General features: G+C 65.5%; 15 protein-coding genes. 4 read left to right on the top strand and 11 right to left on the bottom strand.

All coding sequences use genetic code 11. The features are described 5' to 3' along the window. Positions 1 to 15 precede the first annotated feature (15 nt). Positions 16 to 792, top strand: coding sequence for an EAL domain-containing protein (locus JHD59_RS10730; RefSeq protein WP_199154224.1), 777 nt, complete (start codon positions 16 to 18; stop codon positions 790 to 792). Between the two features lie 165 nt (positions 793 to 957). Here the strand turns inward: JHD59_RS10730 and JHD59_RS10725 are convergent, their stop codons facing one another. After that, complete coding sequence (locus JHD59_RS10725; RefSeq protein WP_199154223.1) at positions 958 to 2,130, bottom strand: MFS transporter; 1,173 nt, start codon at positions 2,128 to 2,130, stop codon at positions 958 to 960. Then, positions 2,130 to 3,305: a serine hydrolase gene (locus JHD59_RS10720; RefSeq protein WP_199154222.1), complete on the bottom strand. Its 1,176-nt coding sequence runs from the start codon at positions 3,303 to 3,305 to the stop codon at positions 2,130 to 2,132. Before JHD59_RS10720 ends, JHD59_RS10725 begins: the two co-directional genes overlap by 1 nt. A gap of 110 nt (positions 3,306 to 3,415) precedes the next feature. Here JHD59_RS10720 and JHD59_RS10715 point away from each other — a divergent pair, with 110 nt between their 5' ends. Continuing rightward, positions 3,416 to 4,300: a LysR family transcriptional regulator gene (locus JHD59_RS10715; protein ID WP_199154221.1), complete on the top strand. Its 885-nt coding sequence runs from the start codon at positions 3,416 to 3,418 to the stop codon at positions 4,298 to 4,300. A 71-nt stretch (positions 4,301 to 4,371) separates the two neighbouring features. Here the strand turns inward: JHD59_RS10715 and JHD59_RS10710 are convergent, their stop codons facing one another. Then, entirely contained in the window at positions 4,372 to 5,139 is a 768-nt protein-coding gene (locus JHD59_RS10710) for a DeoR/GlpR family DNA-binding transcription regulator (RefSeq protein ID WP_043613317.1), read from the bottom strand. 197 nt (positions 5,140 to 5,336) lie between these two features. Further along, positions 5,337 to 6,347, bottom strand: a complete 1,011-nt coding sequence (locus JHD59_RS10705) for an NAD(P)-dependent alcohol dehydrogenase (protein ID WP_199154220.1) — start codon at positions 6,345 to 6,347, stop codon at positions 5,337 to 5,339. A 103-nt stretch (positions 6,348 to 6,450) separates the two neighbouring features. Between JHD59_RS10705 and JHD59_RS10700 the strand changes: the two genes are divergently transcribed. Continuing rightward, a complete protein-coding gene (locus tag JHD59_RS10700; RefSeq protein WP_199154219.1) occupies positions 6,451 to 7,359 on the top strand; it encodes an AraC family transcriptional regulator in 909 nt (302 codons plus the stop codon). Here the strand turns inward: JHD59_RS10700 and JHD59_RS10695 are convergent. The 4 genes from JHD59_RS10695 to JHD59_RS10680 all read right to left on the bottom strand — a co-directional run bounded on the left by JHD59_RS10695 (position 7,356) and on the right by JHD59_RS10680 (position 12,027). Beyond that, positions 7,356 to 8,051: an aspartate/glutamate racemase family protein gene (locus tag JHD59_RS10695; RefSeq protein ID WP_199154218.1), complete on the bottom strand. Its 696-nt coding sequence runs from the start codon at positions 8,049 to 8,051 to the stop codon at positions 7,356 to 7,358. The two genes, JHD59_RS10700 and JHD59_RS10695, sit on opposite strands and share 4 nt — an antisense overlap. A gap of 62 nt (positions 8,052 to 8,113) precedes the next feature. Then, positions 8,114 to 9,676 carry a cyclic diguanylate phosphodiesterase gene (locus tag JHD59_RS10690; RefSeq protein WP_103317159.1) on the bottom strand — a complete coding sequence of 521 codons (1,563 nt, stop codon included), beginning with the start codon at positions 9,674 to 9,676 and terminating at the stop codon, positions 8,114 to 8,116. A gap of 133 nt (positions 9,677 to 9,809) precedes the next feature. Next, entirely contained in the window at positions 9,810 to 11,189 is a 1,380-nt protein-coding gene (gene argH / locus JHD59_RS10685) for an argininosuccinate lyase (RefSeq protein ID WP_199154217.1), read from the bottom strand. Positions 11,190 to 11,268: 79 nt separating this feature from the next. Further along, complete coding sequence (locus JHD59_RS10680) at positions 11,269 to 12,027, bottom strand: transporter substrate-binding domain-containing protein (RefSeq protein WP_199154216.1); 759 nt, start codon at positions 12,025 to 12,027, stop codon at positions 11,269 to 11,271. Between the two features lie 230 nt (positions 12,028 to 12,257). On the opposite strand from JHD59_RS10680, the gene JHD59_RS10675 reads away from it, so the two are divergent. Continuing rightward, positions 12,258 to 13,202: a hypothetical protein gene (locus tag JHD59_RS10675; RefSeq protein ID WP_199154215.1), complete on the top strand. Its 945-nt coding sequence runs from the start codon at positions 12,258 to 12,260 to the stop codon at positions 13,200 to 13,202. 69 nt (positions 13,203 to 13,271) lie between these two features. Here the strand turns inward: JHD59_RS10675 and JHD59_RS10670 are convergent, their stop codons facing one another. Genes JHD59_RS10670 through JHD59_RS10660 form a run of 3 tightly spaced genes read right to left on the bottom strand, consistent with a single transcriptional unit; the run spans position 13,272 to position 15,417 of the window. Next, positions 13,272 to 14,006: an amino acid ABC transporter ATP-binding protein gene (locus JHD59_RS10670; protein WP_199154244.1), complete on the bottom strand. Its 735-nt coding sequence runs from the start codon at positions 14,004 to 14,006 to the stop codon at positions 13,272 to 13,274. A gap of 5 nt (positions 14,007 to 14,011) precedes the next feature. After that, a complete protein-coding gene (locus JHD59_RS10665) occupies positions 14,012 to 14,680 on the bottom strand; it encodes an amino acid ABC transporter permease (protein WP_199154214.1) in 669 nt (222 codons plus the stop codon). Beyond that, complete coding sequence (locus JHD59_RS10660) at positions 14,677 to 15,417, bottom strand: amino acid ABC transporter permease (protein ID WP_103317166.1); 741 nt, start codon at positions 15,415 to 15,417, stop codon at positions 14,677 to 14,679. Before JHD59_RS10660 ends, JHD59_RS10665 begins: the two co-directional genes overlap by 4 nt. Positions 15,418 to 15,486: the final 69 nt, after the last annotated feature.

Below are 15,486 nucleotides of genomic sequence, written 5' to 3'. Positions count from 1 at the left end.
AGTGGAGGGTACGGCATGGAACCCTCTTTTTCCGCCCAAAGCGGCACGCTGTTCCGCGATGCCTCGGGCCGCTATTGCGCCAGCCTGGATGGCTGTCGATTTCTCAGCGTGTTTCAGCCGATTTTCTACAAGGGCGGCAGCCTGTTCGGCTATGAGGCGCTGCTGCGGGTGGTGGACGAAGGCGGCGAATGGCAGGCGCCGGACCGTTTCCTGGCCAGCCTGTCCCCGGAGCGGGCGCAACTGGCCGACACCCTGGCCCGGCTGATCCATGTGCGCAATTTTGCCCAGAGCCGGCAGGAAAGCTGCCTGACCTTGAACCTGCTGACCGCCACCGTGCAGGAAGACCACCGCGGCCTCACCCATCTGCCCCTGCTGAAAAATCTGCTGCAAAGCGTGGAGCTGGATTGCGGCGGGGTGATTTTCGAAGTGCCGGCGCGCGAGGTGGAGCACCACGGCCAAGCCCTGCTGGACGGCTTGCGCCATGCCGCGGAAATGGGTTTCGGCACGGCGGTTGATGACTTCGGCGCGGCGGAGGCCCCGCACAGCAAGGTGACCGAGTTATCGCCTGACATCATCAAGCTCCATCCCAGCCTGCTGCACGAGTACATGGCGGGCGAAACCAAAAAGCTGCCGGCGCTGCTGGAATCGGGTTGGCAGATCGGCAGCCGCATGCTGGTAGAAGGCGTGGAAACCGCCGAGCAGCTGGAAGCGATGCGCGCGCTCGGCGTCGAACTGTACCAGGGCTATTATCTTGGCAGGCCGGGCGAGCTGGCGGTGGCCTGCCAGCTGTAGCTGCGGCTAACCACCTCGTACCCGGATATTGTCAAGATGGGCGTGGCTTGGCGGAACTCCCGGCTTTGCCGGGATTCCGCCCTACGGTTGATGGTTTCGCGTAGGGCGGATGCCCCGTTCACGGGGTGATCCGCCGCTCACGGCGTACCCATTAACCAACTCCAATCAAACCGACACGTCCGCCGGTCGGGCCTTGGCTTGCCAGCTGTCGCCGCGTCTATCCAGGCTCAAACTGAGCCAAGCCAGCAAGGCCAGCGCCGCGCCCAGCCACACGGGCGCGCGCAAGCCCCAGCCTGCGTCCAGGCACAGGCCGCCGGCCCAGGCGCCGAACATCAGGCCCAGATTGATCACCGCCATGTGCAGGCTGTTCACCATCGCCCCGCTTCCCCCCGCCCGCACTACCCGCGCCACCATGGCCGGGTTCATCGGCAGGCCAGCCAGGCCCAGCAGGAACAATGCCGTCACCGTCAGCGCCTGCCATTGCGCGCCCAGCGCCAAGGCAGTCATCGCCACTAGCAGCGTCAGGATGCCGCCCTGCAGCACGCGGCGGGTGTGGCGGTCGGCCAGCCGGCTGGTAAGCAGATTGCCCAGCACCGTGGCTGCGCCGTATGCGCCAAACAATATGGGCACCATGGCGGCGGAAAAACCGCTGACCTGTAGGAAGATAGGGGCGAGATAGGTGAAGACGGCGAACACTGAGCCTATGATCAGGCCGCTGGACGCATAAGCCGCCCACAAGGCCGGTCTGGCCAGCGCGCGCATTTCCTCACCCGCCTCCTGGCGCGCCGGCGCGGAGCCGGCGGGCGTCAAGGCTGCGATGCCCAGCATGGCCAAACCTACCAGACCCGCTACCAGCCAGAAAGACACGCGCCAGCCCCAGCGCTGGTCCAGCAGCGCGGCCATGGGCAAGCCCGCCACCGAGGCCAGCATCAGGCCGTTCAGCACCAGGCCGGCGGCGCGGGCGATGCGGCCCGGACCCACCAGCTCCCCGGCCAGGGCCAAGGCCACGCCGAAGAAGGCGGACTGCGCCACGCCGCAGACGATGCGCGAGGCCAGCATCAGTGGATAGCCGTCTGCGCTCGCGCCCAGCAGCTGGCCCAGCAGGAATAGCGCCAGCAGGCTCAGCAAGGCCGGTTTGCGCCGGACCGAACGCAGCCACAGCGTCAATGCTGGGCCGCCCACCACCACGCTGGCGGCGTAGGCGGACACCAGATTGCCCACCTCGGGCAGCGAAACCTGGAAGGCCGCAGCCAGCGACGGCATCATGCCGGCCACCATGAATTCCGAGGTGGCCATGGCGAAAATGCACAGGCTCAGCAGATAGATGGCGGCGGGCATCAGGCGGCACTCCCATCTAGCGCGGCGTAGACAGCTTGCAGCCATTCGCCGCTGAACGCGCCCACCGAGCCTTCCAGGGCTGTGTTGGTGCAGACGACGAAACTGACGCCGCGCGCCGGGTCCACCAGCCAGCTATGGCCGTAAGCGCCCAGCCAGCGCCAGCTGCCGCGGCTTGCCGGCAGGCCCGCGGTTTCCGGATCGCGCAGCACGGCGCCGGCCAGGCAGTGGCCCCAGCCGGGCCAGCCTTCCATCTCGATGCCGATTATCTGGTCGCGCATCATTTCATCGCGCCACTCGCGCGGCAGCCAGTCTTCGCGTCCGACGCGCAGCGCCTCCAGCAGCGCGAGGAAATCCGCTGCCGTGCCCACCATGCCGGCGCCGCCGGACGGAAAGGCTTGTTGGTCCAGCGCTCGCGCAGGGGCGTAAGCGATGCCGACGAATTCCGGCTGCAGGATCAGCCGATGCGCCTGCTCCATGCGTTGCGGCCCGCCCTCGGTTTCGGCATAAGCCGCGCCCAGCCGGGCCGGATCGACGGCGTGGAAGGCGGTATCGGCCAAACCCAACGGAGCCGTCACCTCGCGTCGCATCACCTCAGGCAGCGGCAAACCGGTGGCGGCTTCCAGCACCCCGCCGATGACGTCCGTTGCCAGCGAATAGATCCAGCCTTGGCCCGGCGCTTGCCACAGCGTCTGCGCCGCGAGCCGGCGCAGATTCTCCTCCAGGCTGATGGCGGCATGGTCCAGCCCGTCGGACACGCCGGCGGCATGATAGGCGCCGCCGCCGGCCGGCTCCAGAAAGCCGTAGCCCAGCCCCGCGGTGTGGGTCAGCAACTGGCGCAGGGTGATGACGGGTTGGCTACCATCGGCCAGGCGCGGCGCGAAATACGGCAGGTAGTCGCTGACCGCGGCGTCCAGCCGCAACACGCCGCGTGCGGCCAGCCGGATCGCCGCGCAGCTGGTGTACAGCTTGCTGAGCGAGGCCAGGCGGAACAAGCCGTTTGGGCGCATGGCGACGCCAGCCTCGCGGTCGGCCCAGCCGGCGGCGCGGTGGTAGACGGGCTGGCCGTTGACGGCGAGCCAGGCCTCGGCGCCGATCAGCCGTCCTTCGCTCAGCGCGGCGTCCAGCAAGCGATCCAGGGCGGCAGTGTCCAAAGAGTGTGTCGCTTCGATATGCATGATCCAGGTCCGAAACAAGAAGGTGGACCGATGCTAAAAGCCCTTGCATGACGAATAAATGGGTTAGCATTCCGTTCAAAACGGAATTTCATTCTGTAATGGGTATCACCATGGAAAAAATGAGCGGAATCGAGCTGTTCGCGCAGGTGGCTCGCCAGGGTAGCCTGGTGGCGGCGGGACGGCAGCTGGGCCTGTCGGCGTCGGCGGTGGGCAAGGGCTTGCAGCGGCTGGAGCAAAGATTGGGCGTGCGGCTGGTTCACCGCAGCACCCGCCGGCTGGCGCTGACGGCCGAGGGGCAGCAGTATCTGGCGCGCTGTCAGACCATTCTGGACGAGGTGGACGCCGCCGAGCGCGAGTTGCAGCAAGGCCTGGCTGCGCCCAGAGGCCGGCTGAAAGTGGGCCTGCCGCATGAAAGCGGCTTGCTGACGCCGCATCTGGCCGGCTTCATGCGCGCCTACCCGCAAGTGGCGCTGGATTTGGATTACAACGATCGGCTGGTGGACGTGATAGGAGAAGGTTTCGACGTGGTGGTGCGCGGCGGCGAACCGGGCGATTCTCGGCTGGCCGGACGGCGCTTGGGCGGCTACCGCATGCTGCTGGTCGCCTCGCCGGGTTATCTGGCGGCATCCGGCGCGCCGCAGTCGGCGCACGATCTGGCGCGGCACCGCTGCCTGCATTACCGCTTTCCCAGCAGCGGCAAGCTGCTGCCGTGGCCGTTGGCGCCGGATGATGAGGCGGAAGCGCGGCTGCCGATCAGCGCCAGCTGCAATACCGGCGAGGCGCTGATCGAGCTGGCGGTACGGGACTTGGGCATCGCCTGCCTGCCCGATTTTACCGTGAAGGGCGAGCTGGCTTGCGGCGCCTTGGTGGCGTTGGACACGCCCAGGGTGGCGCGCAGCGGCAATATGTATCTGCTATGGCCGGCCACGCCGGCGATGCCGCCGCGGCTGCGCGTGTTCATCGACTATATGGCCGCGCATGTGTTCGCGGAATGAGCCGGCCGACAGTCAAAACGAGCAGACCCGGTTGCAATGCCGGGTCTGGCGGGGACGGGTGCAGCGTGTGATCAGGCTTCGGACAGCACCAGCCTGACGTTGTGTTCTTCCAGCAGCTTGGTGACCGGCTCCGGCGGCGCGGCATCGGTGAACACGGTGTGGAATTCGCTGATGTGGCCCATGCGCACCAGCGCGTTGCGGCCGAACTTGCTGTGGTCGGCGGCCAGGTAGCGGTGGCGGGCGTTGTTCATCATCGCCTGCGCCACGCGCACCTCGCGGTAGTCGAAGTCCAGCAGCGAGCCGTCCGGCTCGATGCCGGAGACGCCGATGATGGCGTAGTCCACCTTGAACTGGTTGATGAAGTCCAGCGTCGCCACGCCGGTGATGCCGCCGTCGGACGCGCGCACGGTGCCGGAGGTGATCATCGCGGTGAAGTCCGGGTTGGTGGACATGATGGAGGCGACGTGGATGTTGTTGGTGATGACGCGCAGCCCCTTGTGCGTGGCCGTCAGCGCCTGCGCCACCGCTTCAATGGTGGTGCCTATGCTCATGAACAGCGAGGCGTGGTCCGGGATGCTGCGGGCGATCATGTCCGCGATATGGGCTTTTTCGCTCTGGAACTTTCCTTTGCGAGCAAAGTAGTCCTCATTCTCCACGCTGTTGCCCAGCGCGGCGCCGCCGTGATAGCGGCGCAGCAGATTGGCCTCGCACAGCTGGTTGATGTCGCGGCGTATCGTTTGCGGCGTGACATCGAGCAGACGGGCCAGCTCTTCGATCGGCATGAAGCCGTTTTCGCGGACCAGTTGCAGAATCTTGTCGTGACGTGGAGAGCGGCTCATAACTATTCGGAATCGAAAATCACGTTACTTTAGTAACATATTTGTCCCCGCAATAGCAAATGCAGGATGCAAAAAAGCCGCATGTGCGCCTTGGCGCAAGACTGGCTACTCGCGCTTGGGCAAGGGGCTTGGCGTGATTCCCGGCGCAGATTCCGGCTGGCGCACAGGCGGCAGGCCCTACGCGCCAGTGTGCGCGGCTAGTGCGTGATCACCACCTTGCCGAAGTGGCGGCGCGCGTCGAAATGCTCAAACGCCGCGCGCGCCTGGTCGAAGGCGAAGGCCCGGTCTATCACCGGGCGCAGCCGATGCTGGCCGATGGCGCGCAGCATCGCCTCCAAGCCGTCGCGGTGGCCGACCGCGATGCGCCTGAGCGTGGCGCCGCTCATGAAGTAGCGCATGAAGTCCAGCGCCGCGCCGCCCTGGTCCAGAAAGCCGATCACCGCGATTTCGCCGCCCGCCGCGATGGCGGCCAGCGATTGTTCCAGCGTGCCCTGGCCGCCCACTTCGATGACCCAGTCCACGCCTTGTCCGCCGGTCAGCGCCCGCGCCCGCGCGCCCCAGTCCGGCGTGGCCTGGTAGTCGATGACTTCGTCGGCGCCCAGCGCCCGCAGCCGCTGCGCCTTGTCCGCGCTGGAGGTGGTGGCGATCACGCGCGCGCCCATCAGCTTGGCCAATTGCAGCGCGAACAGCGACACGCCGCCGGTGCCTTGCACCAGCACCGTGTCGCCGGCCTGCAGCGGCTTGGGTCCTGTCAGGGCGGTCCAGGCAGTCAGCGCGGCGCAGGGCAGCGCGGCGGCCTCGGCGTAGCTCAGATGATCCGGCACCCGGACCAGCGCCTCCTCGCGCACCGTCTTGTACTGGCACAGCCAGCCGTCCAGATTGCTGCCGTACTGGCGCGCGGCCTGCGGCAGCGGGAACGGCCCGCCAAACCATTCCGGGAAGAAGGCGTTGCAGACGCGGTCGCCGACGGCGAAGCGGCGGCAGTCCTCGCCCAGCGCGACGATGTCGCCGGCGCCGTCGGACAGCGGAATCAACCCATCTTGCCAGCTCATCGGATAGTGGCCGTGCAGCAGCGCCAGGTCGCGGTAGTTCAACGAACTGGTGCGCACCCTGACCAGCACTTCGCCGCGGCCCGGTTGCGGCATGGCTTCGTCGTGTCTTTGCAAATGGTCGAGGGCGCCGAAGCGCGAAAAACGGTAACTTTGCATCGTAATGGTCCTGTTGAGAAACAACGCTGCCATCTTGCCGCGGGCAAGCGGTATGATGAATGACTTGCCGTGCCGGCTTATTCACCATTCGTCTCAAACTGCCATGGACCTGCTGGAAAACCTGTTCACCGCCATGCGGGTGGAAAGCGCGCTGTACGCGCGACTGGAGGCGCGCGCGCCTTGGGGCATCGATTTTGCGCATCAAGTGTCCGCCCGTTTCGGCATCGTCGGCCATGGCCGTTGCTGGCTCAGCGGCGCCGGGCTGGACCAGCCGCTGGCGTTGGCGGCCGGCGATCTGTTCATCGTCAGCGGCGGCCAGCGCTTCAGCCTGCTGGACGCGCCGCAGCGCCCGGCCATTCCCTGCGAAGCGGTCTTCGCCGGTCGCACCGAGGGCCTGATCCGCTTTGGCGGCGAGGGCGATAAAACCGATGTCGTGTCCGGCCGTTTCGTATTCGATGCTGCCGCCGGCGCGCCGCTGATGGCGCTGTTGCCGCCGGTGCTGCATGTGCCGCTGGACGCCGAGCGGGCGCGCTTGCTGCAGGCCGCGCTGGAGATGATTGCGCGCGAGAATGCCGAGCCGGGGCTGGGCTCGCGGCTGGTGGTGCAGAAGCTAGTGGATGTGCTGCTGATCGAGGCGTTGCGGATTTATTGCCTGTCAGGCCGCGGCCAAGGCTGGCTGGGCGCGCTGTCGGACCCGCGCTTGTCGCCGCTGTTGCGCGCCCTGCATGCCGATCTGGCCGCGCCGTGGACGCTGCAGGCGATGGCCGCGCGCGCCGGCATGTCGCGTTCCGCCTTCGCCCGCTATTTCCGCCAGCGGGTGGGCGACACGCCGCTGAATCATCTGACGGCCTGGCGCATCGACCGCGCGCGCGGCTTGCTGCGCGAGAGCCGGCTGCCGCTGGCTGAAGTGGCGGCGCGCGTCGGCTACGACAGCGACGCCGCCTTCCAGCGCGCGTTCAAGCGGCTGACGGGGATGCCGCCGGGCGAATACCGGCGGGCGGCGGCAGATTAGCCGCAGGCGGCGGCCAGCGCCGCCGCGGCCAGCGTCAGCGTGGTGTCGATGGCCGGCATGCCGCAATTGGCGTCGTTCAGCACCAAGGGCAGTTCGGTGCAGGCCAGCGCCACGCCATCGCACCCTTGGGCCTGCATGGACTGCACCACTTGCAGCAGCGCGGCCAGCGTTTCGTCGCTGGCGCGGCCGGTGGGCACCAGTTCGGAGAAAATCGCGCGCTGGATGATGGCCTGCTGCGCTTCGTCGGGGATCACTTCCGCTATGCCGCGGGCGGCGAGCGGCGCCTGGTACAGCCGGCGCGCCATGGTCCAGCGCGTGCCGAGTATCGCCACTCGTTTCAGGCCGCGCGCCGCGCAGGCGTCGGCCACCACGTCTAGCATGCTGATCAGCGGGATGGGCGAGCGGGCGCGGATATCGTCCACCACCAAGTGCACGGTGTTGGCCGGGATCACCGCCAGTTCGGCGCCGGCGCCGGCCAGGCGTTGCAGCGAGCCGACGATGGAGTCGGCTACCTTGTCCCAGCGGTCGTCGTCCTGGGCCTGGTGCACGATGCCGAAGTCCGGCTGGTCCAGCACAAAGCGCGGGTGGTGATGGGTGGGGAAGCGGTCTGCGCACAGACGATGGATCTTGGAGAGGCAATCGACGGCGCCGGGCACGGTCACGCCGGCGATGCCTATGGTTTTTGCTGTCATGATTTGGTCAGTTAAGCGGCGCCGCATGCCGGCGCCGATCGGCGCAGTCTACGCATCAGTCATTAAAATGACAATGTCTCATACCCGTCCCAGGTGTCGCCAGCGCGCAGCCGGCGGATGAAGGCATTCAGCGGCATCGGTTTGGCGATGTAGTAGCCCTGCAGCCAGCCGACGCCGAGTTGGCACAGGTAGTCGAACTGCTCGGCGGTTTCCACTCCTTCCGCCACCGTATCCAGGCCCAGTTTGGCCGCCAGTTCGGCCACGCTGTCCACGATGTGGGCCGACAGCCCGTCGCTGCCGATGCCGGCGACGAAGCTTTGATCTATCTTCAGTCCGTCCACCGCCAACTGGTGCAGATAAACCAGGCTGGAGTGGCCGGTGCCGAAATCGTCCAGCGCGATGGTGATGCCCAGCGCATGCAGCTGGCGGAACAAGGCCTCCACTTCCGGCGTGATGGCGATGATTTCGCGTTCGGTCAGCTCCAGCGTCAGCGTCGCGCCGCAGCCGGCCAGCGCGCGCTGCCAGCTCTCGCAGTCGCTATAGAAACGCGGATCGTCCAGATGGGCGCGGCTGATGTTCAGCCCCAGATGGAAACCGTCCGGCAGCCGCAGCGCGGCCAGTTGCCGCAGCAGCCGGTTCATCATGCTGCGCGTCATCGGCACGATCATCCCGCTCTCCTCCGCGCGCGGGATGAACAGATCGGGACGGATCAAGCCCTCGCGCGGATGGCGCCAGCGCATCAATACCTCCGCCCCCTGCCAGCCGGCCTGCCTGGGCCTGACGATGGGCTGCAGGAAGCCTTCGAATTCTTCGTTGTCCAGCGCGCGCAGCAGCTCCTCGGTTGGCGAGGCCGGCCGCCCCAGCAGGGCGTACAGCGTGGCGCCGGCCAACAGGCTCAGTGCGGCCACGACCAGCAGCAGCGCGGCATGGTGCTGCCACAGCACCCAGTGGCCGGCGGGCAGCGCGTAGCCGGTGGAAACCGAATACGGATAGCGCGCGGACTGCCGCTGCGCCTGAATCTGGGTGGGATGCGGCGGCTTGCCCTCGCCGGTTTTATGCGGGCCTAGCCAGCGCGTGCCCACGATCAGGTAGACCGGGCCTTCGTCGCTGGCGTCCTGCAACGCCAGCTGCAGGTAGCGGCCATCCACTGCCGACAGCGCATCGCCATGTTCGCCGCGCAGCCGGAAATGCAGCACCGGCACATCCGGCGTGGTGCGGTTGCCGGGCAGCAGCCGCAAGACGCCGGCGACGAATGGCGTGCTATAGGGCTTGGGGTCGGGAATAGGACCCGATAGCGAGGTGCAATAGATCGCGTCGTCGCGCAGCAGCGCGGTGCTGCGCACGAAGGGCACGATGGTGGCCTGGCGGCGCAGCTCCTGTTCGGCGTCTTCGCAGCGGCTGCCGGCCAGCGGCAGGATGGCGCGGCTCGCCAGCTGGGCCTGATCGAGGATCTCGTCCAGCTGGATCTGGGCCTGTGTCACCTGTTGTTCGGCTTGGCGCCGCAGGTCCTGCTTTTCTTGCCATATCAGGGTGGGAATGATGGCCAGCAAGGGCAGCGCGCCGACCAGCAGGCTGGCCAGCAGATGCGACACGCGGTGTTGGCGGCGTGGATGCAAGGGATTCATCGCGTCTCCGCGACAGGACCTCCCGCGTCCTCAAGGCTGATCCGCCGCAATTTGGTTTTAAATAAACGTTTTATATTAAACCAGAAATGCAAAAACCCTCCGGGCGGAGGGTTGTGGCGGACGCGGGGCGGGCTTATGCCAGCCGTGCGCGGTGGCGTTCGATCTGCGCCCTTACCTGGGTCGGCGCGGTCCCGCCGACGTGGTCGCGCTGCGCCAGGCTGCCTTCCGGTGTCAGTACGGTATAGACATCCTCGGCGATCAGCGCACTGAAGCCCTGCAGCACCGGCAGCGCCAGCTCGGACAGATCGACGCCCTGCTGTTCGGCATGGCGCACCGCCAGCGCCACCACTTCGTGGCTGTCGCGGAAGGGAAGGCCCTTTTTCACCAGGTAGTCGGCCAGATCGGTGGCGGTGGCGTAACCCTGCAGCACGGCGGCGCGCATCGCCTCCGGCTTCACCGTCACGCCGCGCATCATGTCGGCGTAGATGCGCAAGGTGGTCTGCAGCGTGTCCACGGTGTCGAACAAGGGTTCCTTGTCTTCCTGATTGTCCTTGTTGTAAGCCAAGGGCTGCGCCTTCATCAGCGTGATCAGCGCGATCAGGTGGCCCACCACGCGGCCGGACTTGCCGCGCACCAGCTCCGGCACGTCCGGGTTCTTCTTCTGCGGCATGATGGACGAGCCGGTGCAGAAGCGGTCGGCGATGTCGATGAAGCCGACGCGCGGGCTCATCCACAGGATCAGTTCTTCCGACAGCCGCGACAGGTGGAGCATCGCCAGGCTGGCGGCGGCGGTGAATTCGATGGCGAAGTCGCGGTCGGACACGGCGTCCAGCGAGTTGTGGCACACGTCGTCGAAGCCCAGCAGGCCGGCGGTGTAGTGGCGGTCTATCGGATAGGTGGTGCCGGCCAATGCCGCCGCGCCCAGCGGCAGGCGATTGACGCGTTTGCGGCAGTCCTGCATCCGCTCGGCGTCGCGCGCCAGCATCTCCACGTAAGCCAGCAGATGGTGGCCGAAGGTCACCGGCTGCGCCACCTGCAGGTGGGTGAAGCCCGGCATCACAGTGGCGGCGTGCTGCTCGGCCAGATCCAGCAAGCTCAGCTGCAGCTCGGCCAGCAGGCCGACGGTGGCGTCGATCTCGCCGCGCAGCCACAGCCGGATGTCGGTGGCGACTTGGTCGTTGCGGCTGCGGCCGGTATGCAGCCGCTTGCCGGCGTCGCCGATGCGGTCGGTCAGCCGGCGTTCGATATTCATGTGCACGTCTTCCAGATCGACGCTCCACTCCAGCTGGCCGGCGCGGATCTCGGCGCGGATTTCGGCCATGCCTCGTCGGATCGCTTCCAGATCGGCGTCGCTGAGCACGCCGGATCGGTTCAGCATCGCGGCGTGCGCCAGCGAGCCTTCGATGTCCACCTCGGCCAGTCGGTAGTCGAAGCCGATGGAGGCGGTGTAGTGCTTGACGAGTTCGGAAACCGGCTCGGAAAAGCGGCCGGACCAGGCGTGTTGGTCTTGCATGGCGTTGCGTCCCACTGGTGATCGTGCAAAGACCCCTACTATGCCAGCCGCCACCGCGCGCGGCCAGCATGGATTTTTCCTAGCGAGTCCGCGCTTGCCCCACCGTCAGCAGGCGCGTGACGGTGCCGTCGGCCAACATGGCGCGCAAGGTTTGCTCAAATTCGGCTTTTTCCGGCTGCAATGGCGAATGGCGCGCCAGGGCCAGACGGTTGGGATGGGGATTGTCCAGCGTCAGCCGCGCGCGCTGCACCCGGCCGGCGAATTCGTCGTTGGACGCCAGCAGCGCGCTTTGTTGTTCGTTGTCTATCAGCACATCGATGCGGCCGGCCACCAGCTTGCGAAAGCTCGATTCCGCCGTCGGCCCAGCGTCGCGGCGGATGCGGCCATCGGCATCGAATTGCGGCTGGTACTGCACGCCTTCCACCACGCCCACCGTCAACGGCAGCAGGTCGGAATAATGGCTGATGTCGCGGCTGTCGCCGCTGCGCTGATACAACGCCAGCCGGTTGTCGTTGGCGAACGGCGGATCCAGGAAATCCAGATAGCGCGCCCGTTGCGGCGTGTTCTGCACGCCTATCATCAGGTCGGCCTTGCCATTCTGCATGGCGGCCAGACAGCGCGACAGCGGGCAGGGCAGGAAACGCAGCGAGAGATGCATGCGCCGCGCCAGCTCGCGCACGATATCGGTGTACGGACCGGTCGGCCGGCCTTGGCTGTCGAATGTTTTCCAGGGCGCAAACGCGTTGTAGGCGAAAACCAGCGTTTGCGGGGCGGCCGGCGCGGCTGCCAGTGCCGATGCAGACAGAACGAACAGCAACAGGGCGGTCAGTTTCTTCACGGTGGTTTTGCTTGGAAATGTTTTCAGCAATCCTATCCGTTAATCATCAGCAGCATCGACTTTGTCAGCGCATACCGCATCGGTATGTTGTAAAAATGTCGCGCGCGATTGAAATGCTGCGACAAGGAAGAGGCATGTAAATAATTGATATTTATAAAATTTAAAAAAGGTGTCAGTATGTAAACAAATTGTTTAAGGAGGAGCTTTCCTCCTGTCCATGGAGATGATGCATGTATCGCAAAGCAAAAATATTGTTGCTAACTTCCTTGCTGGCCGGTCAGGCCATGGCGGCGCAATTCGTGGTGTCGGAAAGCCGGGTGTTTCCTCAGGCTCCGGCAGTAGGCAAGCCCTCTCCAGGGCTGGTGACGATCAATTTGCTGAACATCGGTGCGGCCGGCAATCTGCTGTCGCCGGTGCTGGGCGGCAACAATCCTGGTGACTTCTCCGTGGCGGCAAACAGCTGCGCCAATATCGCAGTGAACGGTTCCTGCCAGATCAGTTTCAGCTTCACGCCGTCAGCGGCGGGTGGTCGTAGCGCTACTGTGTTGTTGGGCTCTACTCTCATTACCTTGTATGGCAGCGGCAATAGCGGTATCGGCAATGGCGTGTCGCGTAATGGCGCTTGCGCCGTTGGCGCCGCCAGCGGCTGTGCCGCCTTCCCCGGCGGTTCGCTGCAAGTGACTGCCAGCGGCAGCACTGCCGTGGCGGCCAATGTCTGTAAGAGCAGTGGCAAGTGGTATTTTGAAATGACGCCGACCCAGCTGTCTGGCAATGCCGTGTCCCGTGCGCTGTTGGCCGGTTGGGCGACTAATCCGCCTGGACCTCAGTTGACTGGCAACGGCATCACCGGCAACGGTACTTATGCAGTGGAAAACGACCAGGCCTGGGGCATTGGTGCCACGCGTAACGCTGAAACGCTGATCAATAAGACAGCCATCGCCAAGCTGGCTCCTATCGGCTATGCCTTCGATGCGGATAACGGCACGTTGAGTGTGTACAACGGCGGCGGCAAGCCTTATGCAGTGATCTATACCGGCATGTCACAAGCAACTTATTGCCCGGCGGCGCTGGCCACCGGCGCGCTGAACAACAATACCTCTTCCGGCGCCTTCAATTTTGGCGGCAGCACCTTCGCCTATCCAGTGCCGACCGGTTACCACGCAGGCGTGTGGTAAGCCGTTAGCAGCGTTTTACGCAAAAAGCCCGCGCTTTGGCGCGGGCTTTTGTTTGGCTGTCGCACAAGATCAGTGCTGCAGGATCTTGGACAGGAAGTGGCGCGCGCGCTCGCTGCGGGCGTCCAGATTGCCGAAGAACTCTTCCTTGGCGCAGTCTTCGACGATGCGGCCCTGATCCATGAAGATCACGCGATCGGCCACGCGGCGGGCGAAGCCCATCTCGTGCGTCACGCACATCATGGTCATGCCTTCGTGCGCCAGGCCGGTCATCACGTCCAGCACCTCGTTGATCATTTCCGGGTCCAGCGCGGAGGTCGGCTCGTCGAACAGCATGGCGATCGGGTCCATGGCCAGCGCGCGGGCGATGGCCACCCGCTGCTGCTGGCCGCCGGACAGCTGGCCGGGGTGCTTGTCGGCTTGCTCCTTCAGGCCGACGCGGTCCAGCAGCTTCAGGCCCTTGTCCACCGCCTCGTCGCGGCTGCGGCCCAGCACCTTGATCTGGGCGATGGCAAGGTTTTCGGTAATGGTGAGGTGCGGGAACAGCTCGAAGTGCTGGAACACCATGCCGACGCGGCTGCGCAGCTTGGGCAGGTCGGTTTTCGGATCGCCCACCGAGATGCCGTCGACGACGATCTCGCCCTGCTGGAACGCCTCCAGCCCGTTGACGCACTTGATCAGGGTGGACTTGCCGGAGCCGGACGGCCCGCATACGACCACCACCTCGCCCTTGGCGACCTCGGTGGTGCAGTCGGTCAGCACCTGGAAGTCGCCATACCATTTGCTGACCTTGTTCAGCGAAATCATTGCAGTCATACAGCCAACCTTTGTTGCAGGCGCTTCACCAAACGCGAAGCGCTAAAACTGATTACGAAGTAGACCACGCCGGCGAATATCAGGAATTCGTGCGGCAGGCCGACGATGTCGCCCTTGGAGCGGGCGGTATTCAGAAAATCCATCAGTCCGACAGCGTATACCAGAGACGTGTCCTGGAACAGGATGATGGACTGCTGCAAGAGCAGCGGCAGCATCTTGCGCAGCGCCTGCGGCAGCACGATCAGCCCCATCACTTGGTGATAGCGCATGCCCAGCGCGTAGGCGGCATTGGGCTGGCCTTTCGGTATCGCCTGGATGCCGGCGCGGACGATCTCGGCGAAATACGCCGCCTCGAACATCACGAATGCGGTGAGGCAGGAGGTGAAGGCGCCCACCGGCTCCAGGCTGCCGGTGATACGGTTCAGCAGCAGCGGCACCGCCAGGTAGAACCAGGAGATCACCAGCAAGAGCGGAATGGAGCGGAAATAATAGATGTAGGCCGTGGCCAGCGCCGACAGCGGCTTGAAGTCGGACAAGCGCGCCAGCGCCAGCAGGATGCCGAGCAGCACGCCGCCTGCCACGCCGCCGGCCAGCATCTTCAGTGTCAGCAGCATGCCTTGGCTCAGGCCGGGCAGGGCGGGGAGGATTTGGCTGAAATCCATCATTTGCCTCCCATCATGCCGGGCACCCTGAGCTTTTTCTCCAGCCCGTTCATCAGCAGCATCAGGCTCATATTGAGCACGAAGTAGATGACGGTGGCCAGGGTGAAAGCCTCGAAGATATTCGCGGAATACTCGGCGGTCTGCCGGGTTTGCGCCAGCAACTCCATCAGCCCGATCAGCGACGCCACCGACGAGTTCTTGATGATGTTCAGGAACTCGCTGGTCAAGGGCGGGATGATGACGCGCAGCGCCTGCGGCAGCAGCACATGGCGGTAGGTTTGCGCCTGCGAGAAGCCCATCGCCATCGCCGCGTTGCGCTGGCCGCGCGGCAACGCCTCGATGCCGGTGCGCACTTGCTCCGCCACGCGGGCGGCGGTGAACAGGCCCAGGCACACCACCACCGACAGGAACTGCGAGGTGGTCGGCGACAGATCCTGCTTGTACCAGATCTGCGCGCCCTCCGGCAGCAGGTCCGGCACCAGGAAGTACCAGATGAACAGCTGCACCAGCAGCGGCACATTGCGGAACAAATCGATATAAGCGGCGGCGAGCGCGGCCGGCCAGCGCTTGGGCAGCGTGCGCGCCACGCCGACCGCCGTGCCGATGGCGAGCGCGATGATCCAGCCGCTCAGCGCCACCGCCAGCGTCCAGTACAGTCCGCTGGCAAACCAATTGAGATAGATTTCGCTACCGACGCCGGTAGGCTTGAAGAAGATTCCCCAGTCCCAGTGATAATTCATGGCAACCACTCCCAGCCGCGCGGTCGGTAGACGGCGCGGCGATTGATGCCCCTGCCGGCCTAAGACGGC

The sequence above is a fragment of the Chromobacterium sp. ASV23 genome, assembly GCF_016428945.1.
GTDB lineage: Bacteria > Pseudomonadota > Gammaproteobacteria > Burkholderiales > Chromobacteriaceae > Chromobacterium > Chromobacterium sinusclupearum.
This window is presented reverse-complemented; position numbering and strand designations above follow the sequence as displayed.